Here is a 19344-nt window from a genome sequence, read left to right on the forward strand (position 1 = left end):
GGCCCGGGGCGGTCGTCCACGCTGACGTCCGGATCGCGCCCCGCCGCACCCCCGGCATCCGCCGTCCGGCCCGATCCCCCGGTGACCGCGCCCGCCACCCACAGCAGACCGGCCGCGAGCATCCCGGCCCATACGGCACCACCGAGCCTGCCTCCTGCCGCCGCCACCATCGCCGACTCCCTGTAAGCCCGTAGGGCCGGCCCCGCGGCCGGCCCCCCACTTGGCACACGCGCGGCACCCCCGCCCCGTATGACACACCTCGACGTGATCTGCATCACGCAATGCCAGGCCGTGCCACGTCATCGCGTCGCCTGACGCCACGTCTCGTCGTCTCCCGCCACGCCCCGTCGCCTCACGTCACCTCACGGCGCATCACGCCACTTCACGGCGTATCACGCCGCATCACCTCTGACAACGCCACGGCGCATCGCCCTAGCAGTACGGCACCTCACGCGTATTACGGGTCCGCGCGCCCGGCAGCCAGCCCGTCACACCCCGCTTGCCGGTCACCAGATACCAGCGGGTGGACGTCACCCCCGCCTCGTCGCGGACCAGCTGCCCATCGGCGACCACGCAGTGCGCGGCCAGCACATCGCCGTGCCACACCCGGCCCGCGGAGTTGTCCCGCGCGGCGTATCTGACGTGCGGGTCCTTGGCCAGCCGCAGCCCGCACTCCAGGGAGCGGATGTGGCGGCAGGCCGACTCGCTGTTGTAGACGGTGACCGGCACCGCGCGGACGCCGGCGGCCGGCTGCCGCCCGACGGCGCCCGGACGCACCAGCCACCACGCCCCCAGCGCCACGGCAGCCACCGTGGCAGCGACGGCGAGCGCGAGGGCGTACGTCCTCCGGCGCGGCGGCAGCGGCGACACGGGCACCTCATGCGCACCACGAGGCCCACGGGCGGATCCGGGGCCGGGCCCCTTGATGCGGGACCACAGCCCGGCCGGTACCTCGATCCGCTCGTCCGCGCGCCGCAGCCGCTCGCGCAGCAGCGCCTCGGCGCCGTCCCCCGCCTCCACCGCGCCGCTCACCTCCCGGCCCGTCCGTGCTGCGAGGCAACGAGGTGCGCACGCAGCCTGTCCAGCGCACGGGCGCGGTGCCGGGCGGCCGTACCGCGGTGCACCTTCATGATCCGCGCGGCCTGGTCGATGGTGTAGCCGTCGAGGTCGACGAGGATGACGATGCCGGCCTGGCGCTGCGACAACCGCCCCAGCAGACGCACCGCGTCGAGCTCGGCATTCCGCCACTCCACCCCGCCGTCCCAGCCCCCGGCCGCCCCGCCGGCCCCCGCCCCGAAGCCGCCGGGCCCGGCCGCGCCGCCCGTGCCCGCCGCACCTACCTCATCGAGTCCCTCCACCGCATCGAGCAGCACCTGGCGGCGGTCCTTGCGGTGGGCGTCGCGGGCGATGTTGAGCACCACGGTGAAGGCGTAGGCGTACGGCTCCGGATGGGCGAGGAAGCGCTGAGGCCGGGCGGCGAGCTTGAGGTAGGCCTCATGCACCACGTCCTCCGCGGACTGTCTCGATCCGGCCAGCAGCACCGCGCGCCGGTAGAGCCGGGGCAGCAACCCGCAGAAGACCTCGTCGAAGGTGGCTGACACGGCAGACGAAGGTGACGACGACGTCGCATCTGCCATGTGGTGGAACTCCCCCGTGCCGGGTACGGGTGACGACCGAGGCGGAAGCTACCCGTGCAGTCCGTAGCCAACCAGGCGCCACCTTCCGATCTCCCCCGAATACCGGCTACATCACCCCTGAGTTGCCCCAAACCACCCCCGCGAGTGGCAGTCCCCGGCACCCACCCGACGGCGGCCCGCCATCGACCCGGCACCCATCGGGCACCCTTCCGGCACCCTTCCGGCACCCTTCCGGCACCCTTCCGGGGACTTCCCATCTGACGCAGCATCAGATTCAATGAATGCATGATGGGACACGCGGGAATGGCAGCCACGGCCGTGCGATATCTCCGCTCGGTCGGCGCGCCGACCACGGCCTCCCCACCGGACACAGGGGCCACGGCCGCCCCCGCCCCACACCCCCACCGGCGCCCCGCACTGCGCGCCGTACGGGAGGATGAGCGCGCCCCTCTGGACCCGGCCGAATTCCGTTCCGTCCTGGGGAACTTCGCCAGTGGCGTCACGGTCATCACGGCACCGGGCGAGGCCGGTCCGGCCGGCTTCGCCTGTCAGTCGTTCGCGTCGCTCTCCCTCGACCCGCCGCTGGTCACCTTCATGGTGGCGCGTACGTCGACCACCTGGCCGGTGATCGCCCGCGCCGGGGTCTTCTGCGTCAACATCCTCGGCGCCGAACAGGGCGAACTGTGCCGCGGGTTCGCGGTCAGCGGCGCCGACAAGTTCGCGGGCGTCCGGTACACGGCGGCTCCGGCGAGCGGCTCGCCGCGGCTGGCGGACGTGCCCGCCTGGATCGACTGCACCATCCACGCGGTGCACACCGGTGGCGACCATCTGATCGTGGTCGGCCGGGTGGACGCCCTCGCCGCGGACCCGGCCGCCGCCGAGGCCGGACCGCTGCTCTTCCACCGGGGCGCGTTCGGGCGTTTCAGCGGCTGACGGCGGACGTCCGGTTCACCGCCCGGCCCCGCCCCGTCGCGTCAGCAACTGGCGATTGCCCTCGTCCGGATCGCCCACGAAGTAGTACAGGGTCGGCTGCTCCTCGGTACCGCCGATGGACCACCGGTGCGCGCAGGCATCGCGCACGTCCACCGCCTGTTCGGACGGCATGGTCTCGTCCAGCTCCCACACTCCGGCGCCGTAGCAGCGTGCGCCCGGTTCGCCCAGACCCGACGTGGCCGCCACCCCGTCGGAGCCCAGCCGCAGTGTGCCGCCGGAGCCGTCCTCCCAGACGCCGACGAGGGCGGAACGCGCCAGGCGCGGGGGCTCGTACGGGTGCAGCAGCCCCGTGGCGAAGGCCATCACGAACAGCAGGCACACCACGACGGCGGCCGCGACGGCGCCGCTCACGACGGTGAGGGTCAGCCGCAGGGCGCGCCGGGCATCGGTGTCCCGGGCGGCGTGCGCGGCCACCAGCGCGGCGGGGACGGTGGCCACCGTGAGCATCAGCCAGAGCACCAGATACACCGGCGGCGCCACGTCACGGGTGAGCATCGTGGTGATCGCCCCGTACACCAGGATCGCGCCGGCCGTCGAGAAGGGCGCCGCGGCCGCCGTCCACCACCAGGCTGGCCGCCCCTGCATGCCTGCCCACCGGGTCGCCCATCCCGCCAGCCAGAGGGTCGGCAGGGTCAGCGTGACCGTCACCACGAAGCCGGGTACCGCACCGGCCAGGAACGCGAAGGGCAGGACGAACAGCGACAGGAAGACGTTGCCGATCGTCCCCTCCTGTGTGAAGCCGTACATCACCAGCGCGGCGCCCACCACCAGCACCTCGCCCAGCAGCGCGGCCATCGAGACCACCACCGCCGGCCAGCTCCAGAACACCCCGCCGGTACGCCCGCTTCCGGCCATGCTCATCCCGCATCACCTCTCCCCACCGGGATCATGCACCCGGCGCACCCCGCCCCCGCCTTCAGGTCCCCCTAAGCCGCCTTCCGCCGCCGGATGACCAGCGCCATCAGCGCCGCGACCGCGCACAGCGCCCCGGAGGCGTACCAGACCGGGTTGTACGTACCGAAGGCGTCCCGCGCCAGGCCGCCCAGGAAGGCGATCAGCGCGGCACCCACCTGGTGGGCGGCCAGCACCCAGCCGAAGACGATCGCGCCGTCCTCGCCGTAGTACTCCCGGCACAGCGCGATGGTCGGCGGCACGGTCGCGACCCAGTCCAGGCCGTAGAAGACGATGAAGAAGACCATGGGCGGGTGGACGGTGTCCGCGAGCAGCAGCGGCAGGAACATCAGCGAGACGCCGCGCAGGCCGTAGTACACGGCGAGCAGCCGTCGGGTGTCGAAGCGGTCGGTGAACCAGCCCGAGGCGACGGTCCCGACGATGTCGAAGACACCGATCACCGCGAGCAGCGAAGCGGCGGCCGTCATCGGCATCCCGTGGTCGTGCGCGGCGGGCACGAAGTGCGTCTTGACCAGGCCGTTCGTCGTGGCGCCGCAGATCGCGAAGGTGCCCGCCAGCAGCCAGAACGGGCCCGTGGAGGCCGCCGAGACCAGGGCCCGCACCGCGCGCCGGGCCGCGCCCCGCTGCGGCGGCGGCTTGGCCACGAACTCCGTCGCCCCGTAGGGGGCCAGGCCCACGTCCGCCGGGTGGTCGCGCAGCAGCAGCCACACCAGGGGGACGACCGCGAGCGCGGCGAGCGCCACGGTGACGGTGGCGGGCCGCCAGCCGTGCCGGTCCACGATCCAGGACAGCAGCGGGAGAAAGACCAGCTGCCCGGAGGCGCCGGCCGCGGTGAGGATGCCGGTGACCAGCCCGCGGCGCGCGACGAACCAGCGCCCGGTGACCGTGGCGGCGAACGCCAGCGCCATCGAGCCGCTGCCCAGGCCCACCAACACGCCCCACAGGAGGACGAGTTGCCAGCTGCTGGTCATGAAGACGGTCAGTCCGGCGCCGACCGCGATCAGCGTCAGGGCGGCGGCGACCACCCGGCGGATCCCGAAGCGGTCCATCAGTGCGGCGGCGAACGGCGCCGTCAGCCCGTACAGCGCGAGATTGACGGACACCGCGAATCCGATGGTGGCGCGCGACCAGTGGAACTCGGTGTGCAGCGGATCGATGAGCAGGCCGGGCAGCGAAGCGAAGCCGGCCGCGCCGATGATGGTGAGGAAGGTGACGGCGGCGACGGACCACGCCCGGTGGGGCCGCCGGCGGCGGCCGGGTGCGGGGGCGGGGTCCGTAACCGCCGGGGACAGGTCGGATATCTGGCTCACCGGAGCAGCATCCTCGCCCGGACGCCGGGGAACGAGTGGCCGAAGGGTCACGCTTCACCAGGATCGGGCCACCGGCCTCGTGCCACCAGGATCGGGCCACCGGCCTCGTGTCACCAGGATCCGGCCACCGGCCTCGTGTCACCAGGATCCGGCCATCGGCCTCGCGCCCCTACCCGAAGGTCAGCACCCCCCGGGCCACCCGCCCATGGTGCGCATCGTCCGCCGCCTTGGCGAAGTCCTCCACCGGATAGGTCTCGCTGACCAACTCGTCCAGCAGCAGACGCCCTTCCCGGTACATCCGGGCGTAGAGCGCGATGTCCCGCTGCGGCCGGGACGATCCGTACCGGCATCCCAGGATCGACTTGTCCAGGTACATCGACGACACCACGAACGACGCCTCCGCACCGGCCGGCGGCACCCCGAGCAGCACCGCCTGCCCGTGCCGGTCCAGCAGCTCGATCGCCTGCCGGATCAACCGCGTACTGCCCACACACTCAAAGGCGTGATCGGCACCGGTCGGCAGGATCTCCTTGACCGCCTTGACGCCGTCCGTCACCGCCGACGCATCGATGAAGTGGGTCGCCCCGAACTGCCGCGCCACCGCCTCCTTGGCCGGATTGGCGTCCACCGCGACGATCGTCGACGCCCCCGCGATCCGGGCCCCCTGCAGCACATTGAGCCCGATGCCGCCGGCGCCGATGACCACGACCGAATCCCCTCGGTCCACCTTCGCGCGGTTGAGCACGGCCCCGACGCCCGTCAGCACCCCACACCCGATCAGTGCGGCGGACGTCATCGGAATATCCTCGGCGATCTTCACGGCCTGCACCGCCTTGACGACCGTACGCTCCGCGAACGCCGAGTTCGAGGCGAAGTTGAACAGCTCCGTGCCGCCCCGCCGGAACGGCTTCGCCGGCATCCCGATCGCCTTGCGGCACATCGTCGGCCGTCCCCGGTCACACTCCGCGCAGGCCCCGCAGTTGGCCAGCGTCGACAGGGCAACATGATCACCGGGCGCCACATGCTCAACGCCCGCCCCTATGGCCTCGACCACCCCGGCCCCTTCGTGTCCCAGCACCACCGGCACCGGAAACGGAATGGTCCCGTCGACGACCGACAGATCGCTGTGGCACAGCCCGGCGGCCCGGATCGCGACCAGCACCTCTCCCGGCCCCGGATCCCGCACCTCCAGATCGTCCACGACCCGGGTCTGCTCACCGTCGAAAATGACGCCCCTCATCGCCGCTCCCCTCTGGGCAGGCCGAGCACGCGCTCGGCGAGGATGTTGCGCTGAATCTCGTCCGAACCGCCATACAGGGTGTCGGCCCGGCTGAACAGGAACAGCCGCTGCGGTGCATCCAGTTCGTACGGCGCCCGCGCGGACCAGTCGCCGGGCGCCACCGCCGCCGCGGCTCCCCGCACCCGCATGGCCAGCTCCCCCAGCCGCCGGTGCCAGCCGCCCCACAGCAGCTTCGCCACGCTGGGCGCCGCCGCGTCCCCGGACGCACCCAGGGTCCGCAGCGCGTTCCACCGCATGACCTTCAACTCGGCCCATTGGGCGATGAGTTGATCGCGAAGGACGGGGTCCCGTACCGCTCCACGGGCGACCGCCTCGCCGACCACGTCACTCAGCTCCGCCGCGAACCCGATCTGCTGGACCAGCGTCGAAACGCCCCGCTCCCACCCCAGCAGCCCCATCGCCACTTGCCAGCCGGCGCCCTCCCCGCCCACCACATGCTCGACCCGCGCCACCGCCCCGTCGAAGAACACCTCGTTGAATTCCGAGGTCCCCGACATCTGCCGGATCGGCCGCACCTCGATCCGGCCCGGCTGGTCCATCGGCACCAGCAGAAAGGACAGCCCCCGGTGCCGCCGCTGCTCCGGATCCGTCCGCGCCAGCACAAAACACCAGTCGGCTTCCCTGGCCAGCGACGTCCAGACCTTCTGCCCGCTGACCCGGTACGCTCCCCCGTCCCGTACGGCGACCGTCCGCACCCCCGCCAGATCCGATCCCGCGTCCGGCTCGCTGTACCCCTGGCACCACAGTTCCTCCCCCCGCGCGATACCCGGCAAAAACCGCTCCCGCTGCGCCTGGTCCCCATAAGCGATCAGCGTCGGCGCCAGCAGGTTCTCCCCGATGTGCCCCACCCGGCCGGGCGCCCGCGCCCGCGCGTATTCCTCGGCCCACACCACCTGCTGGGTCAGCGTCGCCGAACGATTTCCGTACGAGCCGTGCGCCCGGTCCCATCCGAGTCCGATCCATCCGGCGGCCCCGAGTTCCCGCTCCCACTCGCGCCGCACCGGGAATCCCTCGTGCTCGCTGCCGGGACCGCCCCGTCCGCCCCAGGCGGCATAGGAATCCACGAGATGGCGGGAAAGCCAGTCCCGCACCTCATCGCGGAATGCGCCGTCCGCACTCCCGAATTCAAAATCCACGCCAACCTCCCAGGCCCCGCGCAGCGGAGCGAACAACGGGGCGCCGCACCCGGCAACGCACGGAATGCACGGAATGCACGGAATGCACGGCAGGGTCTTACTGGTTGGGCCGCGCCTTGCTCCGCGCCGCATCGGCCATGGCGGTCAGCTGCGCCAGCATCGGCATCGGATCCGTGCCGACCGGACCCGCCACCACCTCGGCGGCCTTCTCCGGCGTCCACCCTCCGTCGACATAGGCGGACCGCAGCTCCCTCGGCTGCGCCCAGACCGCGACCTTCGGCCCGGCCACCGTATAAACCTGCCCGGTGATCTCCCGCGCCCGTTCGCTCAGCAAATAGACCACGAAAGCCGCCACATCCTCCGGCTCCCCGATCTCCGTCAGCTCCATCGGCACATTCGCCGACATTCGCGTCCGCGCGACCGGCGCCACCGCATTGGCGGTCACCCCGTACTTGTGCAGGCCGAGCGCGGCACTCCGCACCAGCGAAATGATTCCGCCCTTGGCGGCGGAGTAATTGGCCTGGGAAACGGACCCCTGGTGATTCCCGCTGGTGAATCCCACAAGGGTGCCCGACCCTTGCCTCCGCATCACGGAAGCGGCCGCCCGGAAAAGCGTGAACGTCCCCTTGAGATGAGTGGCGACAACCGGATCCCACTCCTCCTCGGACATATTGAAGAGCATTCGCTCCCGCAGAATTCCGGCGACGCACACCACGCCGTCGATACGCCCGTACTGGGCCAGCGCGGTATCCACGATCCGCTGCCCGCCAGCCATCGTGGAAACGTCGTCGGCAACGGCCGTCGCCACGCCCCCCGCCGCCTCGATCTCCTTCACCACGGACTCGGCGACCTCACTGCTCGGCTCGCCGCCCGCGATGGAGACCCCGTAGTCATTGACGATCACCTTGGCGCCGTGCTCGGCGCAGGCGAGGGCGACCGCGCGCCCGATGCCTCGTCCGGCGCCCGTGACGGCGACCACCTTGCCGGTCAAGAAGTTCCCCATGCCGCACCCCTTCCCGCACTTTCTGACGGACCGTTAGATTTTTGAGCAGACGCGGTACGAACACAAGACCCCGAGCCGAACCGCCCCGAGGAGACCTCATGGCACTGCCGCAGGAGTTCCACGACATCGCCAAACGCGTCAACAACTGGGGGCGCTGGGGCGCGGACGACGAGATCGGCACCCTCAACCTGATCACCGACGAGGTGGTCCGCGCGGCCGCCGCCGGCATCCGCACCGGCCGCCGCATCCCCCTCGCGCTGCCCCTCCAACAGGACGGCGTGCAGACCGGCATGATCCCCGGCCGGGTCAATCCGCTGCACACCATGGTGGCGATCAACCAGGAGATCTTCGGCCCCGGTACGGTCGCCACCTCCGACGACGCGGTCACCATGGGCCTCCAGGCCGCCACCCACTGGGACGGCCTCACCCATGTCTCACACTCCGGGCGGCTCTACAACAACCGCCCCGCCGGCTCCATCACCGCCCACCACGGCGCCACCAGCCTCGGCATCGAGAAGGCCACCCCGATCGTCTCCCGCGGCGTCCTCCTGGACGTCGCCCGCGCCCACGGCACCGACCGGCTGCCGGGCGAACACGCCGTCACCCCCGAAGACCTCGACGCCGCCGAGGAGTTGGCGGGCACCAAGGTCCGCGCGGGCGACATCGTCCTCATCCGGACCGGCCAGATCCAGCACTACCTCGCGGGCGACCGGCAGGCGTACGCCTTCCCCTCCCCCGGGCTGTCGGTCCGCACCCCCGAGTGGTTCCACGCCCGCGATGTCGCCGCCGTCGCCAACGACACCCTCACCTTCGAGATCTTCCCGCCGGAGATCGAAAACCTGTGGCTGCCGGTGCACGCCCTCCACCTGGTGGAGATGGGCATGCTGCAGGGCCAGAACTGGAATCTGGAGGAGCTGAGCGCGGCGTGCGCGGCGGCGGACCGCTGGACGTTCCTGCTGTCGGCGATGGCCGAGCCGTTCGTCGGCGGGACCGGGACGCCGGTGGCACCCGTGGCGATCCTCTGAGCGACCGGCCCTGTCCGGCCCGGCCTGGTGGCGGTGCGCTCATGCGCGCCCCGAGCGCGGCACCGCGGACCGCCACCTCCCCCGGCTACCGCCAGGGGGCCGGGCCGCGACCCGCACTCGCCGAGATCCCGGACCGGATGGCCGGCTCCCCCCATGGCCTCGGCGTCCCCTCGCGGCGAATCGCTCAACCCAAGGTTGATCAGCGCAGCACGCCACGTCAACAGCTGGTCTGGACTAATTCCGTTGCGCCCGATTTACTCGGGTCCGATGCACTGCCGCGCGATCTGCTGAGGCGCGATGCACTGACGCGCCATGCACTGACGCACGATGCGGTGCCACACGAAGCAACGGCCCGCGCCCCGCGCCCGCGCGATGTAATTACGCCCGGTGGGTCACAGCGGTCACGGCGGTCACGGCGCAAGGAGCCTCGTACGCCCCCAGTTCGCCCCCCGCCGCCATCAACAGCGACTGACCGCGGTCCACCTCGCACCAGATCCGCTTGCCGGCGCCTTCCTGCTGCCAGCCCCAGCGGTCCGCCAGACCGTCGACCAGCTCCAGGCCGCGCCCATTGGTGTCCTCGCCGTCCGCGTGCCGCTGCCGCGGCGGGCGGGCGCTGGCGTCCACCACTTCGACGCGTACGGTCCCCACCACCGCACCCGACCCCGAGAAGCACATCCGCAGCTTCGCCGCCGAGCCGGTGTGCACCACGGCATTGGTGACGAGCTCGGAGATCAGCAAGATCAACGTCTCGGCCAGCGGCTCATCGGCCCCTATGCCGGACCCCATCAGCCTCGATCGGGCCCATCGCCTGGCCCGCCCCACCTCTGCGGGGTCGGGCCGTACCTCCAACTGAACCTGAAGCACCTGCACCGCTCACACCATCCGAACCGGCGGAAACATCGCCTCGCGCCTCCACGAGATCACGGTGCGTGACCCCGGTGAAGCACAGCATGGTTGACGTTCAGTCACCCCAACAAGCGCTTCGGGCATATTCCAGCGCAAGGGAGTATGCGTGCTGCATACTGTGCGACGCACTTTGCGGGGAGTCGAACAAGGGGGATTCTCGGGCCCCAGCCCGAGGCGAGCGGCGCGCAGTCCGTACCCCGGAGCCGTCCTTCCGACGGCACCGTGGACGTTGCGCCACAGAACCACTCGCACCCAAGGGAGCGTACCCGAGCGGAACGCCGACTCCCGCCTGTGACGAGTCACGCCTAGGACACAACCCGATATCGACCCTCCGTGACCGCTTATGCGTGCGTTATCCGACATTCCGCACACGGGATGCCAGAGTCTGACATCACGGCCCTCGGGACGGCCCATCGCGTCCACCTCCGTCAGCCCGGCAAGGCCTCCGCCAGCGCTTCCTCCGCCTCGACGGCGCGGCCCCAGCACTCGGCGCGCAGCCAGGCCCGCTTGAGATGCAGATGCACATCGGCCTCCCAGGTGAACCCCATGCCGCCATGAACCTGCAGGCAGTCCCGGGCGTTACGCACCGCAGCCGTATCGGCGAGCAGTTTCGCGCCCGTCGCGTCGAGAACACCCTCCGTGACCGCCGCCGCATACACCGCACTTCGGGCGATTTCGGCTCGCACGAGCATCTGCGCGCACAGATGCTTGATGGCTTGAAAGGATCCAATGGGCGCGCCGAATTGTTCGCGTTCGGTCGCATACGTCACTGCCATCTCGACCGTGCGGACCGCGCTGCCCAGCTGCTGGGCGGCGGTGAGCAGGGCCGCCTCGCGGCGCAGCCGGGGCGCGTCGAGAGCGAGGGAGGACGCGTCCGAGATGTCCGTTACGCGGGCGAACGGGGTCAGCGGGTCAACTGAGGCGAAAGGGGCGCAGGTCACCGAGGTGGCCGCGCTCCGGTACGCCCCGGATTCGCGCCCCTGATGCACCGGATCCGCCCCCGGTGCATCCCCCAGCAAGATCAACGCGTCGCAGTCGGCCGGGTGTTCCCACAGCACGGGGGCGGCCGGGTCCGTCGGCAGACCGGCCGGCGCATCGGCCAGGGCGACGATCCGTTCGCCGGTGGCGACGCCGTCCACCGCGCCGGCCAGCAGCTGGCAGGCGACCAGCGGCCCCGGCAGCAACGCCCGCCCCGCCTCCTCGAAGACCAGCACCGCCTCCGGCAGGCCGAGCCCCACGCCGCCGTCCGCCTCCGGCAGCCGCAGGGCAAAGAATCCGGCCTCGGCCAGCTCGCGCCACAGCGCGCGGTCCAGCGCGGGCTCGTTCACGGCCGCCCGCAGCCGGTCCCGGCCGAACCGCCCGGCCAGCAGCTCGCGCGTACCTTCCTTCAACGCCCTCTGGTCCGAGGTGAGTTGGAAGTCCACCGGCCCGCTCACCGCCCCTTCGGCAGGCCGAGGATGCGCTCGGCGACGATGTTCTGCTGGATCTGGGAGGTGCCCGCCGCGATCGTGTACGAGAGGGAGGACAGCCGGTCCGCGATCCACTCCTGGTCCGCGTCCAGCGACCCGGCGCCCAGCACCTCCGCCGCCGCGTCGTACAGCTCCTGCCGGGCGTGCGAATAGCGCAGTTTGAAGACCGAACCGCCGGCCCCGGGGACGCCTCCGCTGCGCTGCGCCTCGCTGACGTTCCACTGGGTCAGCCGCCACAGCGCCGCGAACTCCGCGTTCAGCCGGCCGAGCCTGCGGCGCAGCGCCGCATCGTCCCAGCGGCCGTTGGCCCGCGCCGTACGGGCGAGCGCGCCGAGCACCCGGCGACAGGCCACCACCTCGCCGACGAAGGCGGTGCCGCGCTCGAAGGAGAGGGTCACCATGGTCACCCGCCAGCCGTCGTTCTCCGCCCCGACGCGGTTGCCGACCGGCACCCGTACCTCGTCGAGGAACATCTCGGCGAACTCCGTCGACCCGGCGAGCGTGCGCAGCGGCCGGACCGTGACACCGGGCGCGTCCATCGGCATCGCCAGCCAGCTGATGCCGCGGTGTTTGGGCGCCTGCGGGTCGGTGCGGACCAGCAGCTCGCACCAGTCGGCGACCTCGGCGTGCGAGGTCCAGATCTTGGCGCCGGTAACGACATACGCGTCGCCGTCGCGCACCGCCTTCGTCCGCAGCGCCGCGAGGTCCGACCCGGCGTCCGGTTCGCTGAAGCCCTGGCACCAGATCTCCTCGCCGCGCAGGATCGGCGGCAGCCAGCGGGCGCGCTGTTCGGGGGCGCCCTCGGCGGCGATGGTGGGCCCGGCGTGCAGCAGCCCGACGAAGCCCGCACCGACGTAGGGCGCGCCCGCCAGCTCGGTCTCCTCCAGGAAGATCAGGTGCTGGGTGGGGGTGGCGCCCTGTCCGCCGGCGTCCCGGGGCCAGTGCAGCCCCGCGTATCCGGCGTCGTACAGCATCCGCTGCCAGGCCGCGTCGTACGTCCGGCGGCCGGGCCAGTCGGTCGCGGCGGGCTTGGCGGGAAGCTTGGGGAGTACCTCGCCGAGCCACGCCCGCAGCCGCGCCCGGAACTCTTCCTCTTCCGCTGTGTAGGTGAGGTCCATGGGGCGGCTACTTACCGGGGCGGGCGTCGGGGCCCGAGGGGAGCATGCGGAGCGCCGTGCCCGGCGGCCGGGCCTCGCCGCCCTGCGCGGGCCCGGTCGCACGGTCGTCGATGCCGATGATGCGCGGTGGCCCTGCCGGATTCCCCATCGTGTCCCCTCACCCCGTGAAGCGGCCGCATCCGGGCGGCTATCTGATGACCCGTCAGAATCAGGCTAGCCCCGGCGCTCTGGACCGACAAGGCGCCGACCTCTACCCTCGCCGAGAAATCTGACGCGCCGTCAGGCAACTGGGGCGCAGGGGAGGCGGATCCGGATGACGATGACCGGCACCACGTTCTGGGACCTGGTCGCCTGGCGCGCCGACCGCAGCCCCGATGCGCCCGCCCTCATCCAGGGCGCCGAGTCCGCCCGCCACGAGCGCCGGATCACCTTCGGAGCGCTGCACCGGCGCGCCGAACGGGTCGCCGCCGGCCTGTACGAGCGCGGCGTACGGCCCGGCAGCCGCGTCGTCTGGCAGCTGCCGACCCGCATCGAGACCGTGCTGTTCAGTCTCGCGCTGGCCCGGATCGGCGCCGTCCAGAGCCCGGTCGTCCCGCTCTACCGCGACCACGAGGTCGGCCAGGTGCTGCGCCGCACCGGTGCCGCCTTCTTCGCCGTCCCCGGCACCTGGCGCGGCTTCGATCACACCGCGATGGCCCGCCGCCTGGCGGCCTCGCTGCCCGAACCGCCGGCGGTCATCGAGGCGTACCGGACCCTTCCGGACGGGAACCCGGCCGTACTGCCGCCGCCACCCGCCGACGCCGACGAGACGCGCTGGATCTACTGGACGTCCGGCACCACCGCCGGCCCCAAGGGCGTGCTGCACACCGACCGCAGCCTGCTGGCCGCCGGCCGCTGCCTGGCCGACGCGCTGCGCATCGGCCCGTCCGACATCGGCTCGATGGCCTTCCCGTACGCCCATGTCGCCGGCCCCGACTACACCGTCATGCTCCTGCGGCACGGCATCCCCGCCGTCCTCCTGGAGCACTTCGCCCTCCCCGGCTCGCTGGCCGCCTACCGCCGCCACCGCGTCACCCTCGCCGGCGGATCGACCGCCTTCTACGCCCTCTTCCTCGCCGAACAGCGCAAGCTGCCGCGCGGCCGCCGGCTCCTGCCCGCCCTCCGGCTGCTGGCGGGCGGCGGCGCGCCCAAACCCCCCTCGCTCTACCACGAGGTCACCGCCGAGCTGGGCTGTCAGCTGACCCACGGCTACGCCATGACCGAGGCCCCGATGGTCACCATGGGCGACCCGTACGACAGCCCCGAGCACCTCGCCGCCACCGACGGCCGGCCGCCCGCCGAGATGGAGATCCGTATCGCGCCCGACAGCGGGGAGATACGGCTGCGCGGCCCGGCCGTCTGCCGCGGCTACCTCGACGAGCCCGCCCCCTTCGACGCCGACGGCTTCCTGCCCACCGGCGACCTCGGCCACCTCACCCCCACCGGGCACCTCGTCGTCACCGGGCGCCTCAAGGACATCATCATCCGCAAGGGCGAGAACATCTCCGCCCGGGAGATCGAGGACCTGCTGCACCGGCACCCGGACGTGGCCGATGCGGCGGTGATCGGCCTGCCGGACCCGGAACGGGGCGAGCGGGTCTGCGCCGTGGTCGAACGGCCGCCAGGAGCAAGGGAGTTGGATCTGTCCGCGCTGTGCGCGTTTCTCCGCTCCCAGGGCCTGGCGCCGCACAAGCTCCCCGAACAGCTGGAGGTGCTGACGGCGCTGCCACGGGGCGCGACCCTGCGCAAGGTCCTCAAACAGGAGCTGCGGGAGCGCTTCGGGGCCGCGAAGGGGACGGGCGTGTAGGACGCGATCCGTCCTACCCACCGCGTACGGTCCCCGCATGAGCCACGCCCGCCCCCGCACCCACATCGACGCCGCATGAGCCGCCCCCGCCCCCACATCGACGCCGCCGGACGCCGGGCCCGCCTCGGGCGGCGCCATCTGCTGGCGCCCGCGTACCGGTCGGCCCGTACCGAAGAGGTCGCCGACGCGGTCCTGGGGCTGCACGCCTCCGACCCGGCGACCGTCCACCTGGCGGCCGGCGCCCGGCTGACCACGCCCGGCCCCTCGGACGTCGAGCGGGCGCTCTACGACGACCGTTCGCTGGTCCGGCTGCTGTGCATGCGCCGCACGCTCTTCGCGGTCGGTGCCGGTCTCGCACCGGTCGTCGCCTCCTCCACGGCGCGGGCCATCGCCGCCAAGGAGCGGCGGGAGATGACCCGGCGGGTGCTCGGCGGCGCCCCGGGGTGGGACGAACGGCGCCTCGCGGAGGTGGAGGCGAAGACCCTCGCCGCGCTGGCCACCCGCGGCGAGGCGACGGCCGGCGAACTCGCCGCCGATGTGCCCGACCTGCGCGACACCATCGTCGTCTCCCCCGGCAAACCGTACGAGGCCACCGTCGCCGTCTCCAGCCGGATCCTGCGCGTACTGGCCGCCGAGGGAACGATCCGCCGCGGCCGGCCGCGCGGCGGCTGGACCAGCAGTTCCTTCCGCTGGACCCCCGGCACCGCCTTCGCCGACCTGCCCGCCCCACCGGCCCCCGAAGCACGCGCCGATCTCGCCCGCCGCTGGCTCGCCGCGTACGGCCCGGCGACCGTCGAGGACCTCAAGTGGTGGACGGGCTGGACCCTGACCGACACCCGGCGGGCGGTGGCCGCGACCGATGCGGTCGAGGTGACACTCGATGGCGGCGTGGCTGCCTGGGCACTGCCCGACGACGTCGAAGCGGTCGCCCCGCCCGAGCCCTGGGCCGCCCTCCTCCCCGCCCTCGACCCCACCGCCATGGGCTGGAAGTCCCGCGACTGGTACCTCGCCCCGGACCATCTCCCCCACCTCTTCGACCGCAGCGGCAACATCGGCCCGACGGTGTGGTGGAACGGCTGCATCATCGGCGGCTGGGCCCAGCGCCCCGACGGCGAGATCGTCTGGCGGCTGCTCACGGACGGTGGGGGTACCTCCCTGCTCGAGCGGAGCCGAGAGCTTGGGGGAGGACCCGAGGCCGCCTCGGCGGTGGAGGCCGAGGCGGCCCGGCTGGCGGGATGGGTGGGCGACGTACGGATCACCCCGCGCTTCCGGACCCCGCTGGAGCGGGAGCTGAGCAAGTAGGGGACGGCGCGACGCCCCGGGGCACCGGGTGGCCGGCTCTCCACCGGGCGGCTACCCCAGCGGGGCCGCCGAGCCGTTCACCATTCGCTCATTTCCTCCATGACCCAGGTGTACTCCTCGGTGTGGCGGACGCGGAAGACGGACTTCTCCAGGCCGGTGGGAGGCCCGAAGCCGCAGTGGCTGAGGGCCAGGCCGCCCAGCATTTCCCAGTTGGTGTGGTGGGGTTCGCCGTCCAGGTGAAGGCATTCGCGGTAGGTGTCGTCCAGGTCGGCCAGGTCGATGCCGAGAGCGTTCAGCAGGGCGTGGGGGTCACCGTCGGCATGCCACGAGTCCTCGTAACAGGGGAAGCCGGATGCGGAGAACGTCCGGCCGTCGGGCAGACAGATCGCGTCGTCCGTGTAGGTCTCGCCGAAATCGGCCTGGGCGGAGCCCACGATGAGCGCGCCGGGGTAGCGCGCGTGAAGTGCGGCGACCTGACGCCCGACCGGATCGTTGCCGGCGTCGTACGTGGTGAGCGCCGGATCGGATATGCAGGTCGCCCTGCCCCAGCAGCCGACCGTGATCAGGTCCAGGTCCGCGAGCGTCTCCGCCTGCAGGAACTCGGCCGCGGGCATGGGAGGGAGTTCCTCCAGCACCGCGTCGACCGTGGGAAACGCTGCGGCGAATGCGCGCGCCCGGACGGGGTCGTGGGGCGGCAACTCGGCGGCGCTCCCGGGCAGCGGCGGGTCCAGGAGGGTGACGGTGTACTCGTAGGAAGACGAACCGCGGATGGCCGTCTCCGGCGGGCGCTCCCAGAAGGAGATGTCGGTCATGAGCGCACCGTAGTGGCGGCCACTGACATCGGGTGGGCGAACAGGCAAGCTGCGGACGAACACGCAGGCGAGCGGCCCGAGTCGGCGCGGGCGAGGCCGGTCGGGCTAGCGCGGCAGGTAGGTGCTCGTCGCCTGCTCGTACAGGCTGTCCACCTGGCGGCGGCCGCTGTCGGGGCCGATGACCAGGACGAGGTGGTAGCGGCCGTTGTGGATCATGGCGAGGTTACGGACGTAGACCGCGCGGCCGCTGGAGTCCTTCCAGGTGAACGTGCCCTCGGCCATCGCCGTGCCGCCGACGTCGGTGCGCCGCAGACCGGAGGCCGAGGACCAGCCGGAGCCGCGGTACGGGGCCAGTTCGCCCTCCTTGTCCTGCTGGTAGGCCATCGGGTCGGTGCCGAAGTGAGCGGTGGTGTCGCGGCCGGGCACGATCAGCAGCTCGTAGTCGCCGCCGAGGTAACGGATCTGGCCCTGGGCGTTCTTGGCGCGGCGCTGCCAGCCCTTGCGGACCGCGACCTGGAAGCCCTCGGGGTCGGTGCGGAGCGCGTAGCCCCGTGCGACGTTCACGGGCGGGTCGGGCTGCGACGGGGCCTGACTGCCGCCCGAGGCGCCGCCCTGGCCCTCGCCCTGGTCCTGGCTGCCGCCCTGGCCGGTGGGCGGCGCGGGGCTGCCGCCGGACACCGCGCCCGATACGCCCGTGCCGTCCGCGCCGCCCGCCCCGCCCTGCGCCTCCTCGCCGGACTTCGGCAGGAAGACCATGGCGTAGGCGACGGCACCCACGAGCAGCAGCAGGATCAGGGCGAGGAGGAGGCGGCCGAGATGGCGCGGGCCGCGGCCGCGCGGGGGCCGTGCGTCGTCCTCGTCCCGGCTCCTGCGCGGCTGCTTCGGCGCCGTCTCCAGGCCGACCCGTACCAGCAGCTGCTGCTCCTCGTACAGATCCCCGACCGACGGCCCGGAGCCCCGCGGGGAACGGGCCGACCGGGGCTGCCGGAGGGGCTTGGGCTGCTTCGGGGGGCGCGGCGGGCGCGCGGGGCGGGGTACGGGCGCCACCCTCGGCGCGGACTCGGACAGCAGCGGGCCGGCGGGCGGCGCCTGCGGGCCGCGCTCCCGGCGGGCCCGGTCCTTCTGGCGCTTCCTGCGCTCCTTGCGGACGAGTTCGCCGCGGCGCCGCACGATCGGCAGCCGGCGGGGGTCCGCGCCCCCTTCCAGCGCCGGCATCGCGACGAGGCGGCGGCCGACCTGCGGCTCCGGTGCCGTACGGATCAGCGCGCGCAGCCGGCCGCGGAGCTCCTCGAAGTCCGGCCGGCCGGCGGGGTCCTGGCTGAGGAGGGAGGCGATGAGGGCGCCCAGGTCCTCGCCGCACTCGCCGGCCGCGGCGGGCGGCTGCGAGCGGACCAGTTGCGTCAGTTCGGCGGCGCTCTCCTCCGGGAAGGGGGGATGCCCCTGGACGGCGCGGAAGAGCAGCGCGCCGACCGCCCAGAGGTCGGTGGCCGGGCCGAGCCGGGCCGTCAGCTCGGTGGCGTCCTCGGGCCGTTCGGCTTGTTCGGGGGCCCAGCGTTCGGTGACGGGGCCGACGATCTGGAGCCGGGCCTGCCATGCGCGCTCGGCGGCGAGGGCGGCGCCGGGGCGCCCGTACGGGGACGGCGGCGCGGTCGTGGGCGGTTTGGTGAGGGGGACCCGGGGCTCGGGCGCGGCCTCCGGGGCCGGCTCGCGGCGCGGGGCGGGGAGCTCGCCCGTATCGGCGTCCACGGTGGTGTGCGGGTCGGCGTCCACGCCGCCGTGCGCATCGGCAGGCCCGCCGACGTGATCGCCGTACGGGCCGAACCGCGTCCCCGCGGCTTCCTCTTGGCGGGCGCCGGACACCCGGGCCGGCTCGGGGCGCGCCGCGGCGGAGGCGTCCGGCACCGGCGAGTCCGGCGCCGGCGTGCCCTCCCCCGGGGCGGACGCGTCCCCGCACAGCGCTTCCTGGGCCACGCCCACCGCCAGGCCGGTGAGGATGGCCCGGCCGTCGTCGCAGACCAGGACCGTGCGGGCGGTGATGTTCCGGTGGAGGCGGCCGTGTGCGTGCAGGGCGCGCAGTGCGGTGAGGACGTCGGCGGCGATTTCCGCGGCGCGATGCGGGCTCAGGGGCCGCTCGGCGAGGAACGCGGACAGCGGGCGGGCGGGGATGACCTCGCCGACGATCCAGAGGCTGCCGTCCTGGGCGAAGACGTCGAAGACCTGGTCGAGGAGGGGGTGGTCGGGGATCTGCGCGGCCGCCGTCACGGCCTCCAGCGCACGGCGTACGACCGGGTCCCGGGGGCTGCGGTCGGCCGTCGCCGTGCCGCGGCCGCCGGCGTATCCGTCGTCCGGAACGCCGGGTTCGCCGACGACCTCGGCCTCCACGACCTCCGGCAGCGGCACCTGACGGAGCAGCACTTCCTGCCCGCTGTACGTGTCGAACGCGCGGGTCTCGGCGACGTACTCCTCGCCGGAGGGGCGCAGCGGCAGGCGGTAGCGCTCGGCGAGCACTCTCCCCGCGTACTCGTCCACGACGCCTCCCCAACAGCGCGCTCAGGCGTACGGCGTTCATGCGTAC

Annotated in this window: 17 protein-coding genes; 4 read left to right on the forward strand and 13 right to left on the reverse strand. The window is 72.9% G+C overall.

All coding sequences use genetic code 11. From position 1 onward, the window contains the following. Positions 1-432: 432 nt before the first annotated feature. On the reverse strand, positions 433-1032 hold the full coding sequence (locus tag AC5677_RS16665) for a hypothetical protein (protein ID WP_497195835.1): 600 nt from the start codon (positions 1030-1032) through the stop codon (positions 433-435). Then, positions 1029-1601: an RNA polymerase sigma factor gene (locus AC5677_RS16670; RefSeq protein ID WP_497195836.1), complete on the reverse strand. Its 573-nt coding sequence runs from the start codon at positions 1599-1601 to the stop codon at positions 1029-1031. Before AC5677_RS16670 ends, AC5677_RS16665 begins: the two co-directional genes overlap by 4 nt. Positions 1602-1940: 339 nt before the next feature. On the opposite strand from AC5677_RS16670, the gene AC5677_RS16675 reads away from it, so the two are divergent. Next, the gene (locus AC5677_RS16675) at positions 1941-2570 is read left to right on the forward strand and encodes a flavin reductase family protein (RefSeq protein ID WP_497195837.1); all 630 of its coding nucleotides are present in this window, start codon (positions 1941-1943) and stop codon (positions 2568-2570) included. A gap of 15 nt (positions 2571-2585) precedes the next feature. Here the strand turns inward: AC5677_RS16675 and AC5677_RS16680 are convergent, their stop codons facing one another. The 5 genes from AC5677_RS16680 to AC5677_RS16700 all read right to left on the reverse strand — a co-directional run bounded on the left by AC5677_RS16680 (position 2586) and on the right by AC5677_RS16700 (position 8291). Continuing rightward, positions 2586-3491 carry a hypothetical protein gene (locus tag AC5677_RS16680; protein ID WP_497195838.1) on the reverse strand — a complete coding sequence of 302 codons (906 nt, stop codon included), beginning with the start codon at positions 3489-3491 and terminating at the stop codon, positions 2586-2588. A 65-nt stretch (positions 3492-3556) separates the two neighbouring features. Continuing rightward, on the reverse strand, positions 3557-4852 hold the full coding sequence (locus tag AC5677_RS16685; protein ID WP_497195839.1) for an MFS transporter: 1296 nt from the start codon (positions 4850-4852) through the stop codon (positions 3557-3559). A 169-nt stretch (positions 4853-5021) separates the two neighbouring features. Next, complete coding sequence (locus AC5677_RS16690) at positions 5022-6092, reverse strand: Zn-dependent alcohol dehydrogenase (protein ID WP_497195840.1); 1071 nt, start codon at positions 6090-6092, stop codon at positions 5022-5024. Then, entirely contained in the window at positions 6089-7288 is a 1200-nt protein-coding gene (locus tag AC5677_RS16695) for an acyl-CoA dehydrogenase family protein (RefSeq protein WP_497195841.1), read from the reverse strand. Before AC5677_RS16695 ends, AC5677_RS16690 begins: the two co-directional genes overlap by 4 nt. Before the next feature lie 97 nt (positions 7289-7385). Then, positions 7386-8291, reverse strand: coding sequence for an SDR family oxidoreductase (locus AC5677_RS16700; protein WP_497195842.1), 906 nt, complete (start codon positions 8289-8291; stop codon positions 7386-7388). Positions 8292-8389: 98 nt separating this feature from the next. Here AC5677_RS16700 and AC5677_RS16705 point away from each other — a divergent pair, with 98 nt between their 5' ends. Further along, on the forward strand, positions 8390-9316 hold the full coding sequence (locus AC5677_RS16705; protein WP_497195843.1) for a cyclase family protein: 927 nt from the start codon (positions 8390-8392) through the stop codon (positions 9314-9316). Between the two features lie 378 nt (positions 9317-9694). Here the strand turns inward: AC5677_RS16705 and AC5677_RS16710 are convergent, their stop codons facing one another. From AC5677_RS16710 to AC5677_RS16725, 4 genes are all read right to left on the reverse strand, one after another. Then, positions 9695-10186 carry an ATP-binding protein gene (locus AC5677_RS16710; protein ID WP_497195844.1) on the reverse strand — a complete coding sequence of 164 codons (492 nt, stop codon included), beginning with the start codon at positions 10184-10186 and terminating at the stop codon, positions 9695-9697. A 464-nt stretch (positions 10187-10650) separates the two neighbouring features. Continuing rightward, positions 10651-11646 carry an acyl-CoA dehydrogenase family protein gene (locus AC5677_RS16715; RefSeq protein ID WP_497196651.1) on the reverse strand — a complete coding sequence of 332 codons (996 nt, stop codon included), beginning with the start codon at positions 11644-11646 and terminating at the stop codon, positions 10651-10653. Positions 11647-11654: 8 nt separating this feature from the next. Further along, positions 11655-12809, reverse strand: a complete 1155-nt coding sequence (locus AC5677_RS16720; protein ID WP_497195845.1) for an acyl-CoA dehydrogenase — start codon at positions 12807-12809, stop codon at positions 11655-11657. Positions 12810-12816: 7 nt separating this feature from the next. Continuing rightward, positions 12817-12957, reverse strand: coding sequence for a hypothetical protein (locus tag AC5677_RS16725; protein ID WP_497195846.1), 141 nt, complete (start codon positions 12955-12957; stop codon positions 12817-12819). 171 nt (positions 12958-13128) lie between these two features. On the opposite strand from AC5677_RS16725, the gene AC5677_RS16730 reads away from it, so the two are divergent. Beyond that, complete coding sequence (locus AC5677_RS16730; protein ID WP_497196652.1) at positions 13129-14655, forward strand: class I adenylate-forming enzyme family protein; 1527 nt, start codon at positions 13129-13131, stop codon at positions 14653-14655. Positions 14656-14730: 75 nt separating this feature from the next. After that, positions 14731-15957, forward strand: a complete 1227-nt coding sequence (locus AC5677_RS16735; protein ID WP_497195847.1) for a winged helix DNA-binding domain-containing protein — start codon at positions 14731-14733, stop codon at positions 15955-15957. 77 nt (positions 15958-16034) lie between these two features. Here the strand turns inward: AC5677_RS16735 and AC5677_RS16740 are convergent, their stop codons facing one another. Both AC5677_RS16740 and AC5677_RS16745 read right to left on the reverse strand, forming a co-directional pair. Further along, positions 16035-16769, reverse strand: a complete 735-nt coding sequence (locus AC5677_RS16740) for a DUF6333 family protein (protein WP_497195848.1) — start codon at positions 16767-16769, stop codon at positions 16035-16037. Between the two features lie 105 nt (positions 16770-16874). Then, on the reverse strand, positions 16875-19298 hold the full coding sequence (locus tag AC5677_RS16745; protein ID WP_497195849.1) for a serine/threonine kinase C-terminal domain-containing protein: 2424 nt from the start codon (positions 19296-19298) through the stop codon (positions 16875-16877). Positions 19299-19344 lie beyond the last annotated feature (46 nt).

This window comes from Streptomyces sp. JLSY215 (assembly GCF_059682825.1).